Genomic DNA, 14250 nt, shown 5'->3' with positions numbered 1-14250 from the left:
GTCGGGGTGGGCGGCCTTGGCGCACAGGGCCCGGACCTTGCCGGGGGTGTCGGCGCCCTCCAGGGTGGTCAGGTCCACCATGGAGATGGCCAGGTCGATGGCCCGGGCCTTGGCGGTGGTCTTGACCGACCGGGTGGACAGGTCCTGGGCGCGGGCTCGCGCGCCTACCTCGTCCACACCCGGGAAGCCGTGCAGGAACGCGCGGAGTTCGCGGTTGGTCGCCGCCTCGGGCGCGAATGCGGTGTGGGGCACGGGCACCTACAGCTCGTCGGGTTGCTGGCCTGCCCGTCCGCTGTGGCCAGCGGAAACGGGGCTCTGGGCGCGGCGCGCGGGGAGGTCTCCCCTCAAGGCCGGGCCGTCAGGCAGTCACCCTAACGCCGGGTGGGGCCGCCGTCAGCACCCGTCCGGATCGAGCCGCCCAAGGTTGGAGGAGCCTCCAACCCACCCGACGATTTCTCGCCGTCATTTCCTCCAATCCGGCGCGGAGAACCCCCGGAAGAGGGCGTCCGTACCGTTCTGCCGCCTCTGGGGCTGACACGCGCGGTCTAGACCGGACCACTCCCTTTTCGCACCTGGGCGAGATGCGAGACTGGCCCGAATCCTCCCCCCTGCCCGCACCGCCGGGCCCGGGAGCCGGAGGAGCGGACCCCGAGGCGACGGGAGCGGTGATGTCGGCCGGAGAGCGGAGCGGGCCACGCGGGGGCGGGGCTGAGCGGGTGCGCCTGGTACGGCTGGACCGGGTCACACCGGAGGCGGACCTGTTGCGGCTGGCCGTGCTGCGCCACCGCCTGCCGCCCGGTCAGCGCGGACACGTGCTGCTGCCGGTGACCACCCTGCCCGCCGCCGACGCCGACCCGGCGCGCACGCCCTTCGCCGTCGTCGGTCCGGGAGCCGTCGCCGACGCCGCCGGGGCGCGGGCGGCCTGCGCGGGCTTCGGCGTGCTGGACCGGGCCGTGCACGCGCGCGACCTGGTCCCCGACCCGGCGCGGGCGGTGCTGCTGCGCGCCTTCTACGTCACCACCGCCTGGCAGAACCGGGGCGTGGGGCGGAGCGTGTGCTCCCCTCCGCTGCTGGACCGGTTGGCCGCGCAGGTGGCGCCGCGGGCGGTCGAGCTGGTGCTGTGCGTGGACGAGGCCAACCACGCGGCGGCCCGTGTCTACGCGCGCGCAGGGTTCGTCTTCACCGGCCGCCGCTTCGTGGACGCGGCGGGGGCACCGCAGTTGGTGATGGTCCGCCCGGTGCAGCGGTACTGAGCGGGGCCGGAGGTCCGGCGCGATCCGGTCCGGGGAGAGGGCTCGTCTAGGCTGGGCACATGGCGGAGTTCCGGATCAGCAGCGACGACGATCGGGTCGACCTGCGCAGGATGGCGGTGGCCCTGGCCGAGTCCCAGGGATGGGCGCGCGAGGAGGTCAGCGTCTGGGACAACCGCCGCGGCGAGGTGATCGTGACGGTGGACGACTCCCTGCTGCGCAGGCCCGAGGCCGACCCCCTGCACCGCGCCCGGCACACCCCCCGGGACGTGCACGACGCCTGCGAGACGCTGCGCCGCGAGGAGGCGTCCCTGCGCCGCGTGGACTTTCGCGCGCTGCGCGACGAGACCGCGCGCTTCTTCTCCGCCGGGTGGACCGTCGCCGACGCGCTGCACGCGCTGGGGCACCGCCCCGACGGCGCGCCGTGGCCGAACGGCCCCGACTACCAGGGCACCGACTGGCTGCACGCCCGCCTGAAGGCGTGGCGCACCCCCGACGGCGACATCCGGCCCTCCAAGTCGCAGGAGGACGCCCAACTGCGGGTGATCAGCCGGGCGGGCCTGCCCATGGACATCGGCCTGCCCGAGGACGCCGAGGTCGCGCAGCGCCCCGTGGCCAGTCCGGCCGTCGCGCGGTCGGCGGCCGACGACGCGCGCAGGCTCATGCGACAGAACGCGCGGACCACCACCGACTCCCTGGCCCACCGAGACCGCACCTCGGCCAAAATCACGCGGGGGGACCGTCGCTAGGACGGCCGGGAGTGCCTCCCTCGGCGGTGGCGGATCTTCGTTCCTCCACCAGGGCGACCATGCCGTCGGCGGCCTCCCCGAGGAGGAGTTCGGCCGGTCCCCTGCCCGCCGTGAGCCGCCACAGGGTGGCCAAGACCAGTGCCCCCAGGACGAAGCCCTCCAGCAGCCACGGCCGGTGCCAGCCGATCCCGCCGGAGGCGGCGATGACCATCGCCAGGGCCAGGATGTGCCCGGTGTAGACGGTGAGCGGCATCCGGCCGACCGAGGTCAGCGGGTACATGAGGACCCGGAAGCGGTCGCACAGGAACATGCACACCACCAGCACCACGAGTCCCTGGCCGACCGCCTCGGCGATCTCGAAGGTGGTGCCGGTGTGGGGCGTGCCGACCGCCAGCCACCACCAGGAGTCGGTGGGCACCTGGCCCGAGAGCGACTGCGTCTCCTCGACCACCGCGGCGCGCACCAGGGCCGCCGTAGCCTCGTCGGTCACCTCCCCGGAGGGCAGGCCGGTCAGGCCGGGGCCGCTGGCCCGCACCAGGCGGTCCATGCCGCCCATCGGTTCGAGCAGGGCCCAGGAGCCTAGGTGGCCGAGCAGGAGCAGGGCCGCGCCGGAGGCCAGCAGGCGCAGCCGCACCGCGGCGGCGGCCAGGTCCAGCCGCCCCAGGGCCATCCCCGCGGTCACGAAGGCCATGAAGGTGATCGCCGGATAGTAGCCGGTCAGGAGGAACTCGCTGAGCGAGGACAACGAGGACGTGCGCGGCGAAGGCGGGAAGACGTTGTCGCGCAGCAGGAACGAGAGCGGCGGGCCGAGCAGGGCCAGGGTGCCCGCCACCGTCCACAGCGCGCCCGAGCGCAGCTTGACCAGGGGCAGGGCCAACACGAAGAAGCCCGCGTAGTAGGTCAGGATGATGGCGACCGGGACCCCCATGAGGTCCAGCGCCAGGCCCAGCACGCCGATGAGCGCCGCGCGGGTGAGGATGCGCACCGCGGCCCCGCGCAGGCGGTCGCCGCCGACCGGGTCGGTGCGCCCGGTCATCATGGCCAGGGAGGTCCCCGCCAGGAGGGCGAAGAGCGCCGAGGAGTTGCCGCGCACGACGCCGTGCACGTCCCAGGCGTAGCCCTCGGGCGACAGCAGCCCCATGGACTCCACTCCGAGGTGGACGACGAACATCCCGAACACCGCGAGGGCGCGTGCGGCGTCGATGCCGTCGATCCGGCCACGGCCCGGGGACGGGCCCGCGGGGGCGGCGGAGGTCTCACCGGACTGGTTCCGTGTCACGCCCGTCAGGCTATGCCGTCGCCCGCGCGGCGACAACGGGCCGGGGCACGTGGCCGCCACCGGCCACGTGCCCCGGCGCGGTCGCCGTCAGCCGGTGCTCTCCCGCTCCCCGGCCAGGGTGCTGAAGAAGTCGAGCGCCTCGGGGTTGGCCAGCGAGTCGCGGCTGGCGACCCGCTCCGGCCGCTCCCCCATGAGGATGCGCTTGACCGGCACCTCCAGGACCTTGCCCGACAGGGTCCGGGGCACCGCGCCGATGACGCGGACGCGGTCGGGTACGTGGCGGGGCGAGCAGTCGGTGCGGATGCGGCGGGCGATCTCCCGCGGCAGGTCGCCCTCCAGGTCGGCACCCTCCCGCAGCACGGTGAACAGCTCGATCCGGGAGGAGCCGTCGGCCTGGGGCACGTCCACGACCAGCGCGTCGACGACCTCGTCCAGGGCCAGGACCGCGCGGTAGATCTCGCTGGTGCCCATGCGCACGCCGCCGCGGTTGATGGTGGAGTCGGAGCGGCCGTAGATGACCGCGGTGCCGCGGTCGGTGATCGCGATCCAGTCGCCGTGCCGCCAGACGCCCGGGTAGACGGAGAAGTAGCTCTCGCGCAGCCGCTCGCCGCTGTCGTCGCCCCACAGGAACAGCGGCATGGAAGGGGCGGGCTCGGTGACGACGAGTTCGCCGACCTCGTTGACCAGCTCCCTGCCGTCGGGGTCCCAGGAGGCCACGGCCATGCCCAGGGCCCGGGACTGGATCTCGCCCTCGTGGACGGGCAGGGTCGGGGTGCCGCCGACCAGGCAGCTGCACACGTCGGTGCCGCCGGAGGTGGAGAACAGCCACAGGTCCTCGCCGAACTCCTCGTAGACCCAGGAGAAGGCCTCGGGGCTGAGCGGCGATCCGGTGGAACCGATGGCCTTGAGCGCGGACAGGTCGCGGCCCCGGCGGGGGTGGACGCCCTCCTTCATGCAGGAGGAGAGGAACCCGGCGCTGGTGCCGAATACGGTGACCCCGGCCTCGGCTGCGAGGTCCCACAGCGCTCCCAGGTCGGGGGCCGCGGGGCTGCCGTCGTACAGGACGATGGAGGCCTTCGTCAGCAGCACGCTGACCAGGAAGTTCCACATCATCCAGCCGGTGGTGGTGAACCAGAAGACCCGGTCGTGCTCCCGGGCGTCCAGGTGCAGGTGGAGGTTCTTGAGCTGTTCGAGCAGGATGCCGCCGTGCCCGTGGACGATGGCCTTGGGCAGGCCGGTGGTGCCCGAGGAGTAGAGCACCCACAGGGGGTGGTCGAAGGGGACGGAGGCGAACTCCAGCTCGGCCCCGGCCCCGGACTCCTCCAGCCGACCCCAGGGCAGGGTGCCGTCGGGGGACTCCCCGGGGTGGAGGTAGTCGAGCAGGACGGTGTGCTCGACGGTGGGCAGGGCCGCGCGCAGCTCCTCCACGACGGGGCGGCGGTCGAAGTCCTTGCCCCCGTAGCGGTAGCCGTCCACGGCGAGCAGGACCTTGGGCTCGATCTGGGCGAAGCGGTCGATGACGCTGCGTACGCCGAAGTCCGGGGAGCAGGAGGACCACACGGCGCCCAGGGAGGCCGCGGCGTAGAAGGCGGCGACGGTCTCGGGCAGGTTGGGCAGGTAGGCCACGACGCGGTCGCCGGGGCCCACCCCCAGCTCGCGCAGTCCGGCGGCGATGGCGGCGGTGCGGCGGCGCAGTTCGCCCCAGGTCCACTCGCCGAGGCCGCGCAGCTCGGTGGCGTGGCGGATGGCCACGCGGTCGTCGTCGCGGTCCTCGAAGATGTGCCGGGCGTAGTTGAGGGTGGCACCGGGGAACCACTCGGCCCCGGGCATGGAGCGCTCGCCCAGGACCCGTTCGTAGGGGGTCTCCGAGCGCACGCCGTAGTACTCCCAGACCGACTCCCAGAAGCCGTCGACGTCGGTGACCGACCAGCGCCACAGGGAGTCGTAGTCGAAGGACGCGGCGGAGGCGTCGCCGAAGGCCCGGACCCCCTTCTCCCGCTCGGCCCATCGGGCGAACGCGACGATGTTGGAGGACGCGGCCCTCTCCTCGTCGGGCTTCCAGAGCACCCGGGGCACGCTGTTCTCCGTCATTGGCCCGCCTTCCCATTAGCACTGTGTTCCGCACGGCGTGTCGCCGGCCGTGTGTCGCTGTGAGACCCATCTAACAACACCCCATGTCGGCGGCCACGGCCCGGCCCCCGGGGTGACGGGGGCCGGTGGGCGCGTCGAGTGCGCAGGTCACCTGCGGGAGGGGACCTGTGTGCGGGACCCACCGCCGGGCGGCCGCGCGGGCGTGGGCGGCACCCGTTGACAGGGACCGGAGGGGGCGGGAGAGCCGGTGACCGGATCTTTGCCGCCTCTTCCGCGGGCTCGACCCCGAAGCGCGGGGCCCCACCGGGCCCGGCGGTCGCCTCAGTCGCCGCGCAGCGCGGCCACCGCGGCCGCCGGGGAGTCGACCACAGGGGAGCCGGTGGCCTCCAGGCGGACGCGGGACATCAGGCCGCTGGTGACGAGGATGGAGCGGGCCCCGGCCTCGCGGGCGGCGCGGGCGTCGTCGTCGATGTCGCCGATCAGCACGACCCGGGCCGGGTCGATGCCCTGGTGTTCGAGGTGGCGCACCAGGTGCTCGGCCTTGGAGTCGTGCTCGGTCTGGAAACGGCGGCCGTCCACCCGGGTGAAGTGCCCGGTCAGGCCGCGCTCCTTGATCAGGGGCACCAGGTGTTCGTGGGAGGCCATGGACAGCAGGGACTGGGTGCCGCCGCCGCGGGTCCACTCCCGCAGGACGTCGGGGACGCCCGCGGTGAGTTCGCAGGAGGGCAGCAGCTCCTGGTAGCTGCTGTCGTAGTGCCTCTCGGCCCGTTCCCACTCGCCCTCCTCGAAGGCCCGGCCGAGGAGCTCCTCGTAGCAGGGGATGAGGGGACGGCGGAAGACGGAGCGCCAGTGGTCCAGCTCTACGGGGTCGCGGCCGAACAGCTCGCACACGGCGTTCACCGCGGCGAGGTTGGCGTGGTTGTCGTTGAGGAGGGTGCCGTTCCAGTCCCAGACGATGTGGGTGCTGTCGTGTCGGTCGAAAGTCGTCTCAGCCATTGACCGCACTTTACGGGCACCGGTCCCGGTCGGGGAATGCGTCGTGCGCCACCCCGGCCCGGCTCCCGCGCCCGCCGGGGCGCCTCACCCCGGGCGGGACTCCCCCGCCGGGCTCCCGCCCTCCGCGCCGGCGGGCGCGCCCGTGTCCGTCCCCCGCGGCCCGGCGCCCCGCGCCTCGCGGCGCTCCCGGCGCAGCCGCCGCCCGCGCCGGACCGCCCACACGCCGGCCGCCACCATGAGCGGGAACACGACGAGGACCAGGACGGGCACCAGGAGGGCCAGCAGCGAGGTGACGAAGCTGACGACGTCCTCCAGGAAGGAGGCCGCCGGGGCCGCGCACCCCAGGGAGACGGAGTTGGCCACGGGCCGGGCCAGGGACTTGACCGCGTGGAAGGCCAGGGAGACGACCACGCCCGCGACCACCGCCCACCAGGAGACCCCGTCCCCGCCCGCGGCCGCGCCGGAGGCGGCCCCGGTGATCTCGCCGAGCTCCACCGCGGAGGCCCCCGCGCCGAAGGTGATGCCGCCGGAGGTGGGCCGCACCGCGGTCTGGAGGGCGTCGTTGAAGCTGTCGACCGCGGGGATCTTGTCCGCAGCGAACTCCACGACCAGCAGCACGGTGAGGACCGCCAGGGTGGCGGGGTGCTCGATCCACTGCCAGGACTCCCCCAGCGGGACCAGGCCGGTGAAGCGTGCGAGGAGTCCGACGAGGAGGAGGGGGATGTAGGCGTTGAGCCCGGCCGCGGAGGCCAGGCCCAGCCCGGTCAGTGTGGTGAGCATGCGCTTCCTTCTGTGCTCCCGGGGTGGGGCGCCGTGCGGCCGTGCGGTCATCGCCCGGCGCCGCTGTACCCGTGTTGACGCTCGCGGAGCACGCGGGGTTCTCGGTTCGGCCCCCTACTGCCGGTAGTTCTCGACCTCGGAGACCGGACGCGGTTCGGCCCGGTCGGGGTCCTGGTCGAACTCGCTGCGGGCTCTGCGCTGGCGGAGCAGGTCCCAGCACTGGTCGAGCGCCTCCTCGACCTGCTTGATGCGGGCGCGCTCCTGCGGGTCCAGCCCTCCGGCGGTGGAGCGGAGCGCGTGCTCCTCGTCGATCAGTCCGCGGATGGTGGCCATGATGTCGTTCTCAGCCCTGTCAGTCATACCGCCATGGTCGGTTCGGGGCGGGGCCGCGGGCAAGGCTCCCCACCCCCGCGTTGCCCAGAGCGGACCGGACGTTTACGCGCGGTGACGACCCCGCGCACGGCACGCGCGCCCGCGGGCGCGGCGACCGGTCCCCGTTCGTCTGGGAAACTCCTACTACGGCCGCGTTGGCGGTGAGACGCGCGTCCACGGGGGCGCACCGGCGGAATGCGTCCCCGACCCCCGCAGTTGGATACCACGAGGGGGTATGGTAATGGCATCTGAGCAGGAACGACACGGAAGCGGGAGCATGGCTGCGACCCACGGTTACAGTAACGACAAGCAGAGCCACATCAACCGGCTGCGCCGTATCGAGGGCCAGATCCGGGGGTTGCAGCGGATGGTCGAGGACGACCAGTACTGCATCGACATCCTGACCCAGACGTCGGCGGCCAACAAGGCGCTGCGGTCCTTCGCGCTGTCCATGCTCGACGAGCACCTCAAGCACTGCGTGTCCAACGCGGTGGCCAACGGCGGCGAGGAGGCGGACGCGAAGGTGCGCGAGGCCTCCGAGGCGATCGCCCGCCTGGTCCGTTCCTGACCACGCCGCCCCCGCTCCCCCGGCCGAGCTGCCTCGGCGGGGCGTCGCGGCAGCTCGGCCGGGCACGGCGGGGTTCGGACGGCCCCCGGTCAGCGCACGCCGTAGCGCGTGTGCAGGTTCTCCAGCAGGCGCGCGCCCTCCCGGCGGGAGGTCTCCGCGTCCAGGTAGTCGACCGACTCGTTGGCCACGAACGAGGACGGGCGCCCGCCGTCGGCGAACCCCAGGCGCGAGGTGTCGCCGCCGGTGGCCTTGCGGATCCACCAGTTGGCCAGGATGCGCGCCCGCGCGGTCGCGGAGGGCACCGCCATCAGGTGGTACCCGCGGGTGACGCCCAGCGCGGGCAGTCCGCTCAGCTCCAACTGCATGACGCGCGCCAGCGCGTCGTTGCCGCTCAGGTCCACGACCAGCCCCATGTCACGGTGCCGGAACTCCTTCATCGGGCGTCCAAGGACCGACGAGACCACGTTCTCGGCGACGGTGGCCGCCTGGCGCGTGGCGTACTGGGCGGTCGGCGGGCAGTAGTCGCTGTCCTCGTGCGAGAGGTTGGGCACCGCCGCGGCGTCGCCGACGGCGAAGACGTCGTCGAGTCCGGGGACGCGCAGGTCGGCGCCCACCTCCAGGCGCCCCTTCTGGGTGGGCTTGTCCAGGGTCGACATGAGCGGGCTGGGCGAGACGCCCGCCGTCCAGATGAGGGTGCGGCAGGGCAGGGCGCGGCCGTCGGTGAGCACCACCTTGTCGTCGGTCACCTCGCGCACGCTCACCTTGAGCTTGACCTCGACGCCGATGGAGCGCAGCAGGTCGAGCGCCTTGCGGCCGAGGCGGTCGCCGAGCTCGGGCAGCACCTTGGGCGCGATGTCCACCAGGTGCCAGCGGATCACCGAACGCAGGTCCGGGTAGCGCTTGGCCGCCTCCTGGCACAGGCGCATGAGCGAGGCCGCGGTCTCGACGCCGGTGTAGCCGCCGCCGACGACGACGAAGCGGCAGCGCTCCTCGCGCTCGGCCGGGTCGCGGCTGTCGTTGGCCAGCTCCAGTTGGGCCAGGACGTGGTCGCGCAGGAGCACCGCCTCGGCCAGCGTCTTGGCGCCGTAGGCGTGCTCGGCCAGACCGGGGATGTCGAAGGCGCGGGTGACCCCGCCGGGCGCCAGGACCAGGCGGTCGTAGCGGACCGGGGCGAGTTCGCCGGTGGGGCGCCGTACGACCACCACGCGGTCCCCCGGGTCCACGCCGACGGCGTGTCCGGGGACGAACCGGGTCCGCCGGGTCAGACCGTGCACCGACATGGCGACCGACTGCGGTGTGAGCAGCCCGGAGGCCACCTGCGGCAGCAGGGGGCTGTAGAGCATGTAGTCGTGCGGCGCGACGAGGGCGATGTCCGCCGCGCCCGCCGGGATGCGGCGTTCGAGGTGGCGCAGGGTGTGGAGACCACCGAAACCCGCGCCGACCACCACGATACGAGGCCGAGACATAGACAGCGCTCCTTCTGACGTGTCGTGGGGCGGGACGGCTGAGTGCGTCCGTTGGACCGTTGGACGCAGCACTACCCACAAGACCGCGGCCAATGTATGGCCGGGTCGGCGGATACCGGAGCCGCCGCCCGCGGCCTGCCGGGGACTTTGCCCGCTGTTGGCGGCCTCTGGGGAGGGCGTGGCGGCTCCCCGGACCGGACCGAAACACCCGTGCGCGGGAGTTCGTGATTTTCGTGACTTTCTGTAACAAGATAATCACGTAATGCACTGACGCTCGAAACGAAGGGAGTCGTGAACGCATATGCGTACGTTCACCAGGATCACCGCCGCAGCGGTACTGGCCGCCGGGCTGACCGTCGCCGGTACGGGGGCCGCCACGGCCGCCGCCGCGGACCAGGACGACTCGCGTCCCGGGGGAGTGCTCGGTTTCCTCTTCGACGGGGTCTTCGGGGAGAACACCGACCCGCCGGAGGTCAACGGAACACCGGGGACCACCGCTGAGGAGGCCCCGGCGGCTCCGGCGGAGCAGGGCACGGACACGGGCGGCGTGTAGGACGCGGACGTGGTGCCGGGGCGGGCCCGCGGGCCCGCCCCGGCCCCCGTCAGGGCCCGAGCCGGATCCGGACGACCCCGGTGCCGCCCAGGTCCAGCCACACGCTGTCGGGTGTGCGCACCAGCCGCAGGACCAGGGTCCGGCACCGCGGGCAGCTCGCCACCAGACCGGGCCCGTCCGTCGTCACGTACAGCTCGGCGAAGGTCCCGCACGCCCCGCACACCGAGCAGCGGCGCTCGGCCGAGGTCAGGTCCACGGACATGATCTCCGAAAGCGGTCCGGCCAGCACGTTGGCGTCCAGGTGCTCCGGTTCCCTCATCCGCCGCCTCCCCCCGAGCCGAAACGCTCGGTACGCACCCGCCGGGGATCGTGCCCCAGCGCGACCAGGGCGTCGGCCACCGTCTCCACGAAGCCGGTGGGCCCGCACACGAAGCACACCGGCGCGAACTCTGCGGGGAAGCCGTGCGTGTTGAGTTCGGCCACGCCCAGCCGCCCCGGTCCCCGGAGCGCGCCCTCGGGCGCGCGGCGCGTGTAGGCCAGGAACACGTCGACCCCTCCGTCGCCCTGCCTGTGCGCGCCCAGCTCGCCCCGGTAGTAACGGTCCTCGGGGGTGCGCAGCGAGTACAGCACCCGGAACAGGGCCCGGCCGCCCGTCCGGCGCCGCTCGCGCACCATCGCCATCAGCGGGACCACGCCCGAACCGCCGCCCACCAGGACCGCCGGGTCGGGCGACGCGGCGTCCCACACGAACCAGCCGCCCAGCGGGCCGCGGACCTCCACCCGGTCGCCCGGCGCGAACACGTCCACCAGGTAGGGGGAGACCTCCCCGCCCGCCACCCGCTGCACGGTCAGCTCGACGCGCTCGCCGTCCGCGGCCGAGGCGATCGAGTAGCCGCGCTGGGCGGTGTAGCCGTCCTCTGCGGTCAGGCGCACGTCCACGTGCTGGCCCGGCCGGTGCCCGGGCCACCCCGGCACCTCCAGGACCAGGGTCCTGGCGCTCGCGGTCTCCCGTCGGTCGGCCACCAGCTCGGCGGGCCGCCAGGCCGCCATCAGTCGCCCTGGTAGCGCTGTTCGCGCCACGGATCGCCGTAGTCGTGGTACCCGGCCTGCTCCCAGAACCCGGGCTCGTCCTCCTCGATCAGCCGCAGCCCGCGCACCCACTTGGCCGACTTCCAGAAGTACAGGTGCGGGACCAGCAGCCGGGCGGGGCCGCCGTGCTCGGGGGCCAGCGGTTCCCCGCCGAAGCTGTGCACCACCCAGGCCCGGCCGTCGGTGAGGTCCTGGAGCGGCAGGTTGGCGGTGTAGCCGCCGTGGCTGACCGCCAGGGCGTACTCCGCCGCGGTCTCCACGTCCTCCAGGAGGGTGTCCACGCTCACGCCCGCCCAGTCGGTGTCGAGTTTGGACCAGCGGGTGACGCAGTGGATGTCCACGCGGGGCCGCTCCTGGGGCAGGTCCAGGAACTCGTCCCACGTCCAGGAACGGGTGCCGCCCGCCTCGTCGGCGATCGCGAAGGTCCATTCGGCCGTGTCCACGTGCGGTGTGGGACCGGCCGACAGCACGGGGAAGTCGTGGGTCTCGTACTGCCCCGGGGGCACACGTGAGGGGTCGCCTCCCCTGCGCCCCTGGAAACCCCTGCTCACCACGTTCATGGCGCTCCTCCTCTCCGGTGCCTGGCGCCCTGTCTACCCGGCGGCGGGTCAGCGCAGGGCATGACCGGCGCCAAATCCCGGGAAGGGCCCGCGGGGCACGACGGGCGGGGCACCCGGTACCGGAGGCGCCCTGGAGAACGGCGGCCGGAACGGGCTCGGGGCGAACGCTCAGTCGGGCTCGGCGGCGGGGACGGTCAGGGCAGCCCGGCCCATCTCCAGCAGCAGCCCCGCCATGTGCCGCCGCGACAGCTCGCCCCGGCTGTGCGGGGTGGAGTTGAGCAGACCGAACACGGCGTGCACGGCGGCACGCAGGACGGTGGCCGAGGCGTCGGGGCGCAACTCGCCCAGCACCCCCACCCACTGCTCGACGTAGCCGCGTTGGAGGCGGCGCACCCGGCGCCGGTCCGCGTCGGTGAGGTTGCCCAGCTCCCGGTCGTGCACCGTGATCAGGTCGGGCTCGTCCAGAGCGAAGGCGATGTGCCCGCGCAGCAGGGCCTCCAGCGCCTCCTCGGCGCCCGACGCCCGCGCCACCAGCTCGCCGCCCCGGAGCGCCAGGCGTTCGCTGACGTCGACCAGCACCGCGCCGAGCAGCTCCTGCTTGCCGCGGAAGTGGCGGTACAGGGCGGGCCCGGTCGTGCCGACGGCGCGGCCGAGGTCGTCGATGGACACACCCCGGTAGCCGCGCTCGGCGAAGAGCCGCGCCGCCGCGCCCAGGAGCGCCGCGCGCCGCTCGCCCGCGGACCTGCCCCCCATCCGGCCTCCTTCCCCTCCCCCGGTGTCGCGCCGGGCCCTGGACACCCATGTTAGTAGTCACTAACATCCCAGATGTTAGTGAGCATTAACACCCCTCCACGAGAGGACACCATGAGCAGGGCATCTGTGCTCGGCACGGCGGTGGACACCGCCGGGCCCGCGTTCGCCGCCAACGACGCGGCGAACCGCGCCCTCGCCCTGGAGCTGCGCGAGCGGATCGCCACCGCGTCCCTGGGCGGCCCTGAGAGGACCCGGACACGCCACGTCGAGCGGGGCAAACTCCTGCCGCGCGACCGCGTCGACCTCCTCCTGGACCCCGGCTCCCCCTTCCTTGAGATCGCCCCCCTGGCCGCGTACGGGCTCTACGGCGCGGACGGGCAGGACGCTCCCGGCGCCGGGATGATCGCGGGCGTGGGCCGGGTCATGGGCCGCCCGACGGTAGTGGTCGCCAACGACGCCACCGTCAAGGGCGGCAGCTACTACCCCATGACCGTCAAGAAGCACCTGCGCGCCCAGGAGGTGGCGCTGCACAACCGGCTTCCGTGCGTCTACCTCGCCGACTCCGGGGGCGCGTTCCTGCCCATGCAGGACGACGTCTTCCCCGACCGCGAGCACTTCGGCCGGATCTTCTACAACCAGGCCACCATGTCGCGGATGGGCATCCCGCAGATCGCCGCGGTGCTGGGCTCGTGCACGGCGGGCGGCGCCTACGTCCCGGCGATGAGCGACGAGGCGGTCATCGTGCGGGAACAGGGCACGATCTTCCTGGGCGGCCCACCGCTGGTCAAGGCGGCGACCGGAGAGGTCGTCACCGCCGAGGAGCTGGGCGGCGGCGACCTGCACTCGCGGGTGTCGGGGGTCACCGACCACCTGGCCGACGACGACGCGCACGCCCTCACCCTCGTACGGCGCATCGCCGACACCCTGGGCCCGCCCGAACCGCCCGCGTGGGAGGTGCGCGAGCCCCGTCCCCCGGCGCTGGACCCCGGGGAGCTGTACGGGGTGGTGCCCGCCGACACGCGCACCCCCTACGACGTGCGCGAGGTCATCGGCCGGATCGTGGACGGCAGCGAGTTCACCGAGTTCAAGGCCGAGTACGGCACGACCCTGGTCACCGGGTTCGCGCACCTGCACGGCCACCCGGTCGGGATCGTCGCCAACAACGGCATCCTGTTCGCCGAGTCCGCCCTCAAGGGCGCCCACTTCATCGAGCTGTGCGACCGGCGCGGCGTGCCGCTGGTCTTCCTCCAGAACATCTCAGGGTTCATGGTCGGGCGGGACTACGAGGCGGGCGGCATCGCCAAGCACGGAGCGAAGATGGTCACCGCCGTGGCCTGCGCCCGCGTCCCCAAGTTCACGGTGGTCGTGGGCGGTTCCTTCGGCGCGGGCAACTACAGCATGTGCGGGCGGGCCTACTCCCCCCGGTTCCTGTGGATGTGGCCCAACGCGCGCATCTCGGTGATGGGCGGCGAGCAGGCCGCCTCGGTGCTCTCCACCGTCCGCCGCGACCAGCTGACCGCGCGCGGGCGGGAGTGGTCCGCCGAGGACGAGGAGGCCTTCAAGGCCCCCGTGCGCGACCAGTACGAGGAGCAGGGCAGCCCCTACTACTCCACCGCGCGGCTGTGGGACGACGGCGTCATCGACCCCGCCGACACCCGCGACGTGCTCGCCATGGCCCTGTCCGCCGCCCGCCACGCCCCGCTGGAGCCGGTGGGCTACGGCGTCTTCCGGATGTGAGGAACCC

Annotated in this window: 15 protein-coding genes and 1 pseudogene; 5 read left to right on the top strand and 11 right to left on the bottom strand. The window is 73.5% G+C overall.

Features of this window, described 5'->3' with window-relative positions:
• Window positions 1-258 (bottom strand): annotated as a pseudogene (locus ABD54_RS10745) (deoxyribose-phosphate aldolase); the annotation flags it as partial.
• Between the two features lie 410 nt (window positions 259-668).
• Between ABD54_RS10745 and ABD54_RS10740 the strand changes: the two are divergent.
• Together ABD54_RS10740 and ABD54_RS10735 are read left to right on the top strand one after the other, a co-directional pair.
• The gene (locus ABD54_RS10740; RefSeq protein WP_047869307.1) at window positions 669-1253 is read left to right on the top strand and encodes an N-acetyltransferase; all 585 of its coding nucleotides are present in this window, start codon (window positions 669-671) and stop codon (window positions 1251-1253) included.
• Between the two features lie 59 nt (window positions 1254-1312).
• Window positions 1313-1999: a hypothetical protein gene (locus tag ABD54_RS10735; RefSeq protein ID WP_047869306.1), complete on the top strand. Its 687-nt coding sequence runs from the start codon at window positions 1313-1315 to the stop codon at window positions 1997-1999.
• On the opposite strand, the gene ABD54_RS10730 is transcribed toward ABD54_RS10735, so the two are convergent.
• The 5 genes from ABD54_RS10730 to ABD54_RS10710 form a co-directional block, all read right to left on the bottom strand.
• Window positions 1977-3278, bottom strand: a complete 1302-nt coding sequence (locus ABD54_RS10730) for a heparan-alpha-glucosaminide N-acetyltransferase domain-containing protein (protein WP_047869305.1) — start codon at window positions 3276-3278, stop codon at window positions 1977-1979. The genes ABD54_RS10735 and ABD54_RS10730 overlap by 23 nt on opposite strands.
• Window positions 3279-3365: 87 nt before the next feature.
• Window positions 3366-5369: an acetoacetate--CoA ligase gene (locus ABD54_RS10725; protein ID WP_047869304.1), complete on the bottom strand. Its 2004-nt coding sequence runs from the start codon at window positions 5367-5369 to the stop codon at window positions 3366-3368.
• Window positions 5370-5690: 321 nt separating this feature from the next.
• On the bottom strand, window positions 5691-6365 hold the full coding sequence (locus tag ABD54_RS10720) for an HAD family hydrolase (protein WP_047869303.1): 675 nt from the start codon (window positions 6363-6365) through the stop codon (window positions 5691-5693).
• Between the two features lie 84 nt (window positions 6366-6449).
• Complete coding sequence (locus ABD54_RS10715) at window positions 6450-7145, bottom strand: DUF4126 domain-containing protein (RefSeq protein ID WP_047869302.1); 696 nt, start codon at window positions 7143-7145, stop codon at window positions 6450-6452.
• 114 nt (window positions 7146-7259) lie between these two features.
• A complete protein-coding gene (locus ABD54_RS10710) occupies window positions 7260-7505 on the bottom strand; it encodes a DUF2630 family protein (protein ID WP_047869301.1) in 246 nt (81 codons plus the stop codon).
• A 289-nt stretch (window positions 7506-7794) separates the two neighbouring features.
• Between ABD54_RS10710 and ABD54_RS10705 the strand changes: the two genes are divergently transcribed.
• The gene (locus ABD54_RS10705) at window positions 7795-8085 is read left to right on the top strand and encodes a metal-sensitive transcriptional regulator (protein ID WP_047869300.1); all 291 of its coding nucleotides are present in this window, start codon (window positions 7795-7797) and stop codon (window positions 8083-8085) included.
• Window positions 8086-8174: 89 nt separating this feature from the next.
• On the opposite strand, the gene ABD54_RS10700 is transcribed toward ABD54_RS10705, so the two are convergent.
• Window positions 8175-9551, bottom strand: a complete 1377-nt coding sequence (locus ABD54_RS10700; protein ID WP_047869299.1) for an NAD(P)/FAD-dependent oxidoreductase — start codon at window positions 9549-9551, stop codon at window positions 8175-8177.
• A gap of 301 nt (window positions 9552-9852) precedes the next feature.
• Here ABD54_RS10700 and ABD54_RS10695 point away from each other — a divergent pair, with 301 nt between their 5' ends.
• On the top strand, window positions 9853-10104 hold the full coding sequence (locus ABD54_RS10695) for a hypothetical protein (protein ID WP_047869298.1): 252 nt from the start codon (window positions 9853-9855) through the stop codon (window positions 10102-10104).
• Between the two features lie 49 nt (window positions 10105-10153).
• Here the strand turns inward: ABD54_RS10695 and ABD54_RS10690 are convergent, their stop codons facing one another.
• The 4 genes from ABD54_RS10690 to ABD54_RS10675 form a co-directional block, all read right to left on the bottom strand.
• Window positions 10154-10423: a DUF6510 family protein gene (locus ABD54_RS10690; protein WP_047869297.1), complete on the bottom strand. Its 270-nt coding sequence runs from the start codon at window positions 10421-10423 to the stop codon at window positions 10154-10156.
• The gene (locus tag ABD54_RS10685) at window positions 10420-11154 is read right to left on the bottom strand and encodes a ferredoxin reductase (RefSeq protein ID WP_047869296.1); all 735 of its coding nucleotides are present in this window, start codon (window positions 11152-11154) and stop codon (window positions 10420-10422) included. The genes ABD54_RS10690 and ABD54_RS10685 overlap by 4 nt, the downstream gene beginning before the upstream one ends.
• Window positions 11154-11753 (bottom strand): sulfite oxidase-like oxidoreductase, encoded by a 600-nt coding sequence (locus tag ABD54_RS10680; RefSeq protein WP_047869295.1) that lies wholly within the window; start codon window positions 11751-11753, stop codon window positions 11154-11156. Before ABD54_RS10680 ends, ABD54_RS10685 begins: the two co-directional genes overlap by 1 nt.
• A 168-nt stretch (window positions 11754-11921) precedes the next feature.
• Window positions 11922-12506 carry a TetR/AcrR family transcriptional regulator gene (locus ABD54_RS10675; protein ID WP_047869294.1) on the bottom strand — a complete coding sequence of 195 codons (585 nt, stop codon included), beginning with the start codon at window positions 12504-12506 and terminating at the stop codon, window positions 11922-11924.
• A gap of 126 nt (window positions 12507-12632) precedes the next feature.
• Here ABD54_RS10675 and ABD54_RS10670 point away from each other — a divergent pair, with 126 nt between their 5' ends.
• Window positions 12633-14243, top strand: coding sequence for a carboxyl transferase domain-containing protein (locus tag ABD54_RS10670; protein WP_047869293.1), 1611 nt, complete (start codon window positions 12633-12635; stop codon window positions 14241-14243).
• Window positions 14244-14250 lie beyond the last annotated feature (7 nt).

The sequence above is a fragment of the Nocardiopsis sp. RV163 genome (assembly GCF_001029525.1).
In the GTDB taxonomy this organism is placed as follows: Bacteria; Actinomycetota; Actinomycetes; order Streptosporangiales; family Streptosporangiaceae; genus Nocardiopsis; species Nocardiopsis dassonvillei.
Note: the sequence above shows the minus strand (reverse complement) of the source record. Positions and strands in the feature narration are given on the sequence as shown.

Coding starts and splice junctions, on each gene's coding strand:
- ABD54_RS10740 (WP_047869307.1), top strand. CDS start 669: ATGTCGGCCGGAGAGCGGAGCGGGCCACGCGGGGGCGGGGCTGAGCGG.
- ABD54_RS10735 (WP_047869306.1), top strand. CDS start 1,313: ATGGCGGAGTTCCGGATCAGCAGCGACGACGATCGGGTCGACCTGCGC.
- ABD54_RS10725 (WP_047869304.1), bottom strand. CDS start 5,369: ATGACGGAGAACAGCGTGCCCCGGGTGCTCTGGAAGCCCGACGAGGAG.
- ABD54_RS10720 (WP_047869303.1), bottom strand. CDS start 6,365: ATGGCTGAGACGACTTTCGACCGACACGACAGCACCCACATCGTCTGG.
- ABD54_RS10715 (WP_047869302.1), bottom strand. CDS start 7,145: ATGCTCACCACACTGACCGGGCTGGGCCTGGCCTCCGCGGCCGGGCTC.
- ABD54_RS10710 (WP_047869301.1), bottom strand. CDS start 7,505: ATGACTGACAGGGCTGAGAACGACATCATGGCCACCATCCGCGGACTG.
- ABD54_RS10705 (WP_047869300.1), top strand. CDS start 7,795: ATGGCTGCGACCCACGGTTACAGTAACGACAAGCAGAGCCACATCAAC.
- ABD54_RS10700 (WP_047869299.1), bottom strand. CDS start 9,551: ATGTCTCGGCCTCGTATCGTGGTGGTCGGCGCGGGTTTCGGTGGTCTC.
- ABD54_RS10695 (WP_047869298.1), top strand. CDS start 9,853: ATGCGTACGTTCACCAGGATCACCGCCGCAGCGGTACTGGCCGCCGGG.
- ABD54_RS10690 (WP_047869297.1), bottom strand. CDS start 10,423: ATGAGGGAACCGGAGCACCTGGACGCCAACGTGCTGGCCGGACCGCTT.
- ABD54_RS10685 (WP_047869296.1), bottom strand. CDS start 11,154: ATGGCGGCCTGGCGGCCCGCCGAGCTGGTGGCCGACCGACGGGAGACC.
- ABD54_RS10680 (WP_047869295.1), bottom strand. CDS start 11,753: ATGAACGTGGTGAGCAGGGGTTTCCAGGGGCGCAGGGGAGGCGACCCC.
- ABD54_RS10675 (WP_047869294.1), bottom strand. CDS start 12,506: ATGGGGGGCAGGTCCGCGGGCGAGCGGCGCGCGGCGCTCCTGGGCGCG.